The organism is Anaerolineales bacterium (genome assembly GCA_022866145.1).
GTDB lineage: Bacteria > Chloroflexota > Anaerolineae > Anaerolineales > E44-bin32 > PFL42.
In genome coordinates this window covers 1-1,900 of sequence record JALHUE010000540.1, presented here as the reverse complement: position 1 = coordinate 1,900, position 1,900 = coordinate 1, and the positions used below count along the sequence as shown (strand labels likewise).

2 protein-coding genes are annotated in these 1,900 nt (G+C 63.6%); both read left to right on the top strand.

Annotated features, from left to right (window positions below):
* On the top strand, nucleotides 1-978 hold a 978-nt coding region (locus MUO23_15405; protein MCJ7514338.1), incomplete at its 5' end, for a lysylphosphatidylglycerol synthase domain-containing protein.
* A 132-nt stretch (nucleotides 979-1,110) separates the two neighbouring features.
* On the top strand, nucleotides 1,111-1,900 hold a 790-nt coding region (locus tag MUO23_15400; GenBank protein ID MCJ7514337.1), incomplete at its 3' end, for a hypothetical protein.

Genomic DNA, 1,900 nt, shown 5'->3' with positions numbered 1-1,900 from the left:
GTGGTCCGTCAACTACTGAGGGCGCTGCGCCTGCCTCTCCAGATCGGGTTCGTCCTGCTCTTGCTCGCCTTCCTGGGACGGGCCGCCTATCTTCGTTGGGACGACGTCCGCCAGATCCAGGTGAGCGCGCATCCTGCCTGGATCACCCTGGGCACGCTGCTGACGATCATCTTCACACTTGGGCTCAGCCTGAACTGGCAGTGGCTGGTGCGCAGGCTCAGTCCCCATGAAACGGATCTGTCGTCGTTGGGGCTGCACCACACCTTCCTCACCTCCTTCGTGACTCGCTACCTGCCGGCGGGCACGTTTGTCAACATCGGCGGCAAGGTCGAATTGCTCAGGCGCCAGGGCGGCTCGCGCTCTCTCGCTTGGGAAAGCGTTGTGTACGAAATCGTGTTCCTGATGGGAGGCGGTCTGTTCCTGGCGTGGGTCGCCTTTCTCGCCGAACCTGCTCCCTGGCTGTTGGGGCAATGGGAATCGCTGTATCCGGTCATGATGGCCGGCCTAACCGTAGCGTGGATCCTGTGCTTTGCGGCGCCCGATCGTGTCTTGCTCTGGTCCTGGTCGGTCTTGCGCAGGAAGGCGCCGGCAGCGCCCTCGGCACGCCTGCGGGTCTTCGATCGCCTCACAGCCTTTGTGCTCTATACCTTGGTCAATCTGGTGCAGGGTCTGGCGGTCCTGTTCATGCTGTTCGCCGTGTACCCCGACATGCCGCGCCAAGTGCCGGTGATGCTGCATGTTATTGCCGCCTATCCGATCGGACGGCTGGTGGGGCAGGCGGCGCCGTTCGCTCCGGGAGGGATCGGTGTGCGGGAGGCGACCTTCGTCTTCCTGGCTACCCCATGGCTGCCTCTCAAGCCAGTCCTGATTGCTGCCACCTTGATGCGCCTGATCTCGATCCTGGTCGAGATCCTCTCGGCATCGGTGGTCGTTGGCCTTGCCCGTTGGGACTCGCGGCGAGTTCCCCAGGGGGAGTGAACAGAGGCCGCTGGCTACCCGGTTCCAGGAGTCCATCGGCGGCGGGTCACATTCCCACGCCGGCTCGATCGCCTCGGGCACTGCATCGCCCCTCCCGCCCAGGCGCTTCGACAGTGATGTCCAGCTTTCCCCATGAGCTTGCTTGACCTGCGCAAGTCCGCACCGGATCTCCTGCTCGGGCTGTCCTTGGTAGCGCTCAGCCTGGGGGTGTACGGCTCGCTGCTCACCGGGTTCTTCTCGGGCACCGACACCTTCTCGTTGATTGAAACCGGGCGTGTGCAGACGCTGCGCGATTTGGCGCAAATCCTGGGCCGCCCGCTCATGGCTGGAACAGGTTTTACCTCCATTGCCCGCTACTACCGCCCGGTGAGCAGCCTTTCTTTCGGTGCGGACTACTCCATCTGGGGCCTCGAGCCCGCTGGCTTCTTTCTCACGAACCTGCTTCTCCATGCCGCCAACACGCTGATGCTCTTCTATTTGCTGCGTGTGCAAGGCAGGCTGAGGCTGTTCCCGGCTTGGCTCGGGGCCGCCATCTTCTTGGTGCATCCTGTCATGGTCGACGTGGTTCCTGTGATCTCCAGGCGCCAGGACATGCTGGCGTTGTTCTTGGGATTGTTGGCGCTGACCGCCTATCGCCAGAAGATCAGGCGCATGCCCAGGGGACAGGTCCTGGGCATGCTCTCGGTCGGGCTGTTCGCGCTGGCGGTTCTGGCTAAGGAGATCGCGGCTGTATTCCTGATTCTGATCCCGGCGGGTCGATGGCTGTTTCTTCCTGGAGACAGCCGGCCAACCCGGCGCGATTTCCGTCAGGCTGTCCGTGATGCCCTGCCGTACGCAGGTGCACTGGCCCTGCTGCTGGCTCTGCGGATGGTTGTGTTGGGGGGCATGGGGGGTGAGCTGAGCCACGGCGGGATCGCTCAGG